Annotated in this window: 5 protein-coding genes and 1 pseudogene; 1 reads left to right on the forward strand and 5 read right to left on the reverse strand. The window is 62.5% G+C overall.

Going from position 1 to position 7507, the window contains the following annotated elements:
- A pseudogene (locus tag B1526_RS08345) lies at positions 1-621 on the forward strand (ISL3-like element IS2001 family transposase); the annotation flags it as partial.
- Positions 622-821: 200 nt separating this feature from the next.
- On the opposite strand, the gene B1526_RS08350 reads toward B1526_RS08345, so the two are convergent.
- The 5 genes from B1526_RS08350 to istB all read right to left on the reverse strand — a co-directional run bounded on the left by B1526_RS08350 (position 822) and on the right by istB (position 7504).
- Positions 822-1871 (reverse strand): zinc-binding dehydrogenase, encoded by a 1050-nt coding sequence (locus B1526_RS08350; RefSeq protein WP_201260151.1) that lies wholly within the window; start codon positions 1869-1871, stop codon positions 822-824.
- Between the two features lie 178 nt (positions 1872-2049).
- A complete protein-coding gene (locus tag B1526_RS08355; protein WP_235607120.1) occupies positions 2050-2919 on the reverse strand; it encodes a hypothetical protein in 870 nt (289 codons plus the stop codon).
- Positions 2920-3175: 256 nt separating this feature from the next.
- Entirely contained in the window at positions 3176-3448 is a 273-nt protein-coding gene (locus tag B1526_RS08360) for a hypothetical protein (RefSeq protein WP_095615607.1), read from the reverse strand.
- Between the two features lie 174 nt (positions 3449-3622).
- The gene (locus B1526_RS08365) at positions 3623-6121 is read right to left on the reverse strand and encodes an excinuclease ABC subunit UvrA (RefSeq protein ID WP_095615608.1); all 2499 of its coding nucleotides are present in this window, start codon (positions 6119-6121) and stop codon (positions 3623-3625) included.
- A 606-nt stretch (positions 6122-6727) separates the two neighbouring features.
- Complete coding sequence (istB, locus tag B1526_RS08370; RefSeq protein ID WP_095615609.1) at positions 6728-7504, reverse strand: IS21-like element helper ATPase IstB; 777 nt, start codon at positions 7502-7504, stop codon at positions 6728-6730.
- Between the last annotated feature and the right edge of the window lie 3 nt (positions 7505-7507).

The following is a 7507-nucleotide window of genomic DNA, read 5'->3' on the forward strand; positions in this document are numbered from 1 at the left end:
GTCGCCATGGACGCGTTCGCCGGCTGGAAGCAGGCCGTCGAATCCGTCGTGCCCCACGCGGTCGAGGTCATCGACCCGTTCCACGTCGTGCAACTGGCCGCCGCCCGCGTCACCAAGGTGCGCTGCCGCCTGCAACGCGACGCCACCGGCAGGCGCGGTGTCAAGGGCGACAGGCTCTACGACTGCAGGCGCGCCCTGCTGACCAGCGACGAATACCTCGGCGCACGCGGCCGTGCCAGACTCATGGCCCTGTTCGCCATCCAGACCAACCACGACCTCATGCTCGCCCACGACGTCTACCAAAGGGTCATACACGCCTACCGGTGCGACGACCGGCGACGCGGCGAACGCATGATGCGCGAGCTGATCGACGACCTGACCGGACCGGGGCGCTACAAAGGCTGCCGGGAACTCGCCTCCCTCGGCCGCGTGCTCAAAAGACGCATGCGCGACATCCTCGCCCTCTTCCGCCACCCCCACTCAAGCAACGGACCCACCGAAGCCATCAACGGCAGGCTCGAGACCCTGCGCGGCAACGCCATGGGCTTCGCCAACACCACCAGCTACATCCAACGATGCCTCATCCACAGCAGCCAACTCAAAGACATCCTTACACACTAACCTGAGAAGAGCCACAAAACCGGCACCGCACGACACCAACACCGCCTCAGCGTCGCGCGGCCACGTACTTACGGCACCGCACGACGCGCATTCACACAAAACCGGCACCGCGCGACGAAAACGCCGCATCGGCGTCGTGCGGTGCCACACAATGGGCAACGCACGACGCTGATGCGGCATCGCGCGACGCTCACGCAGCGTCAGTCGAGGATCAGATACGACTTGATCGTCTTACGCTCGTCCATCGCTTCGTAGGCGGCTTGGATGTCATCAAGACGGAACTCGGACGTGAACACCTTGCCCGGGTTGATTTCCGCGTTGAGCACGGCGTCGAGCAGCACGGCCTTGTCATACGTCGTGACGGAAGCGGGGCCACCGTACACACCGAGGTTGCGGTAGAACGTGCCTTCGCCGCTGATCTGCTGACCGTGCGGCAGACCGACGCGGCCGATGAGCGCACCTGGACGCGCGACGGAGACGGCTTCCTGGAACGACGCGTCGGTGCCGACGCATTCGAGGACGGCGTCGGCGCCGCCGTCGCTGATCTCCAGCAGCTTCGCGACGCCTTCGTCGCCACGTTCGGCGACGTTGTCGGTCGCGCCGAACTCCTGTGCAAGCGCGCGGCGGTCCTCGTGGCGGCTCGTCGAGATGATGCGCTTCGCGCCCATCATCTTCGCGGCGATGATCGCGCACTGCCCGACAGCGCCGTCGCCGAGCACGATCACCGTGTCACCGGGCTTGACCTGCGCGGTGCGCGCGGCATGGTACCCGGTCGCCATCACATCGGACAACGTGAGCAGGCTCTTGAGCATGCCTTCGCTGTAGTCCTCCGGCTTGCCCGGGATCTTCACGAGCGCCCACTGCGCATGCTGGAAGCGGATGCACTGGCCCTGCGCGCCCTGCGTGAAGTTGTCGGCGTGCGCCATGCAGGAACCATCGAAACCGGCGCGGCATGCGCGGCACTCGCCGCAGCCGTGCGTGAACGGCGCGATGACGAAATCGCCCGGCTTGACGGACGTGATCGCGTCACCGGCCTGTTCGACGATGCCAATCGCCTCATGCCCCGGATTCACCGAATGGTCCCCGGTCTGGTTGACGCCGCGGAACGGCCACAGATCGGATCCGCACACACAGCTGCGCACGACGCGGATGATCGCATCGTCCGGTTGTTCGACCGCGGGCATCGGCGCATCCTCGACTGCCATATGGCGCGCGGATTCGAACATCGCAGTCTGCATCGTATCTGTCATACCAATCGTCCTTTCATGACGACGTTCGCATACCCAAGGCGCACGTCATGCGAACCAAAGACATACGTCGTCGTACCGTATCGACTTCAGCATCGCACACGCGCGGTGCGCACAACACGATTGCGCCAGCGGTAGAAGATTGGGAAAACGTGGCGCATATGCACAAACAGCGCGGCGCTTATGCCATCCCTTCCGCATGGACGCCCGCGTCCGCCTCGCGCTGCGGCAGGACAAACGCCCCGATCGCTCGGCATTCCTTGTCGAATTGCGCACGGTTCGCTCCGCTCAAGTCGAGCTGACGTTCGGGAATCGCGATGAGCGGAGCGTTGGCGTCGATGTCATCCTCTGTATCTCCGATCGAGCCGTCGACGAGGACGATGCCGATGCGCCGCAGATCCGACCGCGTGAGTGTGATGAGTGCGAGACGATCGCCCATCAGATACCGGTGCAGCCAGTTGTAAAGGAAATCGAGCATCGCGTCGGAAGGTGGGGTCGGCAGCGGCAGTATTGGTATGCGGGAGCGGCGCAGATCGGACAGATAGTAGTCCTCGCGCACATCGACGAGGCGCGCGGCGTCGGGGACCTCCATGAACCGTTTCCTGATGAATGCGAGATATTGGGAGCATACGATGCACGGGACGACGACCATGAACACCATCGATATGAAACCGGGCAGGATGTGGCCGCGTTCGCCGAGGATATAGGTCACGTATGCGAGCACAAGCACGAGCGCGACCGCCGCCACACCTGTGAGTGTGCCGTATGCTTTGTTGCGCAGCATGACGATGGTCGTGATGTCGTTGCGGATGACGCGTTCCTCCGCGGATGTGCGCGTATCGGGGACTTGTGATTTGCGCGTGAAATAGATGAGGAATGGGGAGCCGATGATCGCGAACAATACGCCGATGAACGTGAATACGATGATCGGATAGCACCATTCGCCGAAATCGTTGAATACGGCGATGACGACGAAGATGAAGTCGACGAGGAGCAGACTCCAGCCGATGATCTGCCAGAACAGGTATGGGTGTCTCTCAGGAAAGCTCATGCCGCTCCGTTTCGTGGGGACGTCGTTGCGCGGGGTGTCGTGCGCACGTTGCGCGACGTTTGGTTCCAGCATAAGGAACGCAGCGGCGGTGTGAGATGCGCGTCTCACGCGTATCTCGCGCGTATCTCGCCATCTTTGGGTGCGCCAAACCGCTGTCTGGACTCGTACAGCGGTGTTTTGGTGCCTATCTCGTCATCTTTGGGTAGGTGAAACACCCAAAGATGACGAGATAGACGCGGCGTACGCCGCCGGTTGTTCAGAAACGGTCGACAGCGGTGCCGAGGTCCGATTCGTCCCAGTGTTCCCAATCGTTGCCATCGGTGGCGTCGGCGGCGTCGGCCGCTTCCTCCTGGTGCGTGGACCAGATGTCGTACGCCGTGAGTCCCAACCACAGCACCGAGAGCGCGCAGTAGAAGCGCGAACGACCTTTCATGCCCGCGCGGCTGTAGCCTGAGGATGCGGCGGTGCACGCCGATGCGGCGGCAAGATATGGCAGTGTGCGGTCGGTGACCCAATCCATGAGTTTCATTGCGGTCCTCTTTCGTTGAGTTTTCGTTGCGTGCGACTTGTCCAACGCTTCCCATTGTACGGAACAACGTTTGTAAAGGATGGATATCCGCTATCTTTGGGTGTTTCGCCTACCCAAAGATGGGGAGATAGACGCCCTGTGTGTGACGTGCGGGCGCCGCGTGGCGCTCGCACGTCACACACAGGGCTTGAGATAGCGGCCTGTCACGCTCAGGGGGTTGTCCGCGATCTGCTTCGGTGTACCGGTCGCGACGATGCCGCCGCCGTTTTCACCACCGCCGGGTCCCATATCGATGATCCAGTCGGCGTTCGCGATCATGTCGAGGTCATGTTCGATGACGAGTACGCTCGCGCCGTGGTCGATGAGCTGCTGGAACACGCCGGTCAACGTGCGCACGTCGAGCGGGTGCAGACCGATCGTCGGCTCGTCGAAGACGAACAAGGTGCCTTCCTGCGCGCGTCCCATTTCGCTCGCGAGCTTGAGGCGCTGCGCTTCGCCGCCGGAAAGTGCCGGTGTGCTTTCGCCGAGCGTCATGTATCCGATGCCGAGCTCGTGGAGCGTCTCAAGTTTCGCGCGCACGCTGCGCTGACCACTTCCCGCGAACACGTCGAGCGCTTCGTCGATGGTCATCGCGAGCATGTCCGGCAACGACACCGGCTCATGTCCGTCCTTCGGCGACCAGGTGATCTCGCCCGCCGCATCGCTGTAGCGCGTGCCATGGCAATCCGGGCAGTCAATGTCCACATCCGGAAGGAACTGCACGTCGAGTGTGATCTGCCCGGTGCCGTCGCATGTCGGGCAGCGCAGCGAACCGGTGTTGTAGGAGAACGCGCCCGCTTTGAGCCCCCTCTTTTTCGCCGCGTCCGTGCGCGCGTACAGGCGCCGCAGGTCGTCGAGCACGCCGCTGTATGTCGCGACCGTCGAGCGCACGTTCGCGCCGATCGGCGTCGCGTCGATCATCGTGACCCTGTCAATGCCCGGCGCATCGAGCGCGCGCACATGCCCCGGCAGCCGTTCGTCCGCGATCTTCGCAGTGAGCGCGGGCACGAGGCTTTCGAGTACGAGCGTCGTCTTCCCGGATCCCGAAACACCGGTGACGACGGTGAAACGATGCTTCGGCACACGCGCATCCAACGCGTGCACGGTATGCAGTGGCGCGGTCTTGATGTCGATCGCGCCTTCGCTGAACACGTCGTCGTCCGCCGCCTGCGGCCGCACGATCCGCGTATGTTCGTCCGCGAGGAACGGCGCGATGAGCGAATGCGGATCCTGTTCGACATCTTCGACCGTGCCTTGTGCGATCACGGTGCCGCCGTGCGCGCCCGCTCCAGGTCCCATTTCGATGATCCAATCGGTCTCGCGCAACACACGCGTATCGTGGTCGACGACGATGACCGTGTTCCCTTGTGCCTTGAGGTCACGCATGACGCCGATGAGTCCATCGACGTTCGCCGGATGTAGGCCGATCGACGGTTCGTCGAGCACATACATCGCGCCGGTCAGTTCGCTGCGCACGGCACGCGCGAGCTGGATGCGCTGCCGTTCGCCCGTCGACAACGTCGATCCCGCACGATCAAGCGTCAGGTATCCGAGACCGAGTTCGAGGAGACGGCTCGCAGTGCGCGTGAATTCGTCGACGATTATCTGCGCCATCTCGCGCATGTCGTCCGGCATCGTCGCGGGCACCGTACGCACCCACGCCGCGAGGTCATCGAGTTGCATCGCGCACTGTTCGGGCAACGTCTTGCCGTGCACGGGGAGTGTACGCGCGCGTTCGTTGAGCCGTGTGCCGTGGCAGTTAGGGCATGGTTCCTCTTTGATGAACGGCTCGACGCGCTTGAGCGCCTTCGCATCCTTCGCCTTGTCGAGCGCGTTGAGCACGGTGCGTTCGGCGCTGAAGTATGTGAAGTCGAGTTCGCCGGCGCGGTTCAGTTTCTTCGAGTGGTACAGAATGTGCCGTTTTTCGGCGGGGCCGTGCAGCACGATCTCCTTCTCATGATCGGTGAGGTCCTTGTACGGAACATCGGTGCGCACGCCCATCTCACGGCACACGTCGACCATGATCGACCACATGAGCGAACGCCACGGCGCGACCGCTCCCTGTTCGATCGTCAGGTTCGGGTCGGCGATCAACGTCGACTCATCTACGGTGCGCACGATGCCCGTGCCTGAGCAGGTGGGGCACGCGCCGCCCGAATTGAACGCGAGGTCCTCCGCGCCGAGCGCCTGCACTTCCGCGCCACACACGGGGCAGATGATCGGACGTTCGAGCGCGACGTTCGGCGTCGGGTCGAGCATATGCCCGTTCGGGCACGTGTAGTTGCCCAGACGCGACGTCATCAATCGAAGACTGTTCAACAGTTCGCTCATCGTGCCAAAGGTGCTGCGGATCCCAGGGACGCTCGGGCGCTGGTGCAGCGCGAGCGCCGGCGGTACATGCTCGATCGCGTCAAGCTTCGCTTCGCCGCTCTGCGCGATGCGACGACGCGTGTACGTGGAGAGCCCCTCCAGATAGCGGCGCGAACCTTCCGCGTAGAGGACGCTGAGCGCGAGCGACGATTTGCCGGATCCGGAGACGCCCGCGACGGCGACCATCTTGCCGATCGGCACCTGCACATCCACATGTTTGAGGTTGTGCACGCGCGCACCTGTGATATCGATTGTCTTCGCCATGCGATCGCTCCTCACCTATTTCACGTAGTTCCGAGCGTAAGGCGTGCGCGGGCGCTCCGCCGTAGGCTCATTCATCGATATTTTCGCGTATTGACAGCATTTTTTGAGTATGCGTCATCGTTTTTCCAAGATAGGCGCGTCTATAGTGGGGGCATCGGTTCACCGGATACGTGGACTGGAATAACTGAAGATCTCCTTTTTCTTTCTCTCTACAGTGTTCGGACGGGGCTGCGACTACACAGCCCCGGCTTTTCTCTGTTGGTGGTGCGATGAGCGCTCGTTGAGCGGCGCGAGGAGTGCGCTGACGTATCAATCGACAATCCACAATCGCCATTCCGTGTCACCATCGACCTTCACAATCCGCCATTCCGTATTGCATCAGGCTCTCACAACCCGCCATTCCGTGCTGAAATCGACATTCAGTACACGCCATTCCGTGCAACCGTGTTGCTTGCACACCACTCCCGCGCTGCGGTACGGTGGGAGGTGCCATAGCGTACCGCCGCGCGACAAAGTCAGAAGCCGCTGGTGTCATCCACGTCACGCGCGTCTGTATTTTGTCAAGTCGGTGTTTTGGTTTTGGTCATGTAGTTTTTTCGGTTTTGGTCATTGGGGCATGCTGGTCGTGGTTGATTGGTTGTTGGTGTGGTCGAACATGAGGGCTTCGCTCATGCGTCGGCTTGGTCCGTGGAATTCGATGAGGCGTCCGTGGTGGACGATGCGGTCGACGATCGCGGCGGCGAGTTTGTCATCCGCGAAGATGGTGCCCCATTTGCCGAATTCGATGTTGGTGGTGAAGATGATGCTGCGTCGTTCATAGGCGCCGGCGATGATCTGGTAGAGCAGGCGGGCGCCGTCGATGTCGAAGGGCACGTAGCCGAATTCATCGAGGATGATCAGATCGGCGCGGGCCAGGTCCTTGAGGATCTGATCGAGACTGCCGGCGCGTTTGGCCTTGCCCAGTTGCAGGACGAGTTCGGCGGTCTGGCAGAAGCGCACGGCGCGTCCCTGTCCGATGGCTTTGACGCCCAGGGCGGTGGCCAGGTGGGTCTTGCCTCGTCCGGTGCGTCCGTAGAAGACGAGGTCCTGGGCGTGGTCGAGGAACTCGAGGCTGGTGAGTTGGTCCCTGGTGTAGCCGTCGGGTAGTCGCACGTGGGTATAGTCGTAGCCGTCGAGGGTTTTCATGACGGGGAACCTGGCGCGGCGCAGGAGTCGTTCGCGTTTGGCGGTGTCGCGGTTGTCGAGCTCGCATCGCAGCATGCGCCCGATCGCGTCGATCTGGCGGGGCGTGGCCCACGAGAGCGTGTCGTCGATGGTCGCGGTGGAGATGAACAGGCTTCTGGCGTCGGCGCGCAGGCGTTCGATGCCGTCGTTGGTCTTCATGGG

The sequence above is a fragment of the Bifidobacterium criceti genome (assembly GCF_002286935.1).
Taxonomy (GTDB): Bacteria; Actinomycetota; Actinomycetes; order Actinomycetales; family Bifidobacteriaceae; genus Bifidobacterium; species Bifidobacterium criceti.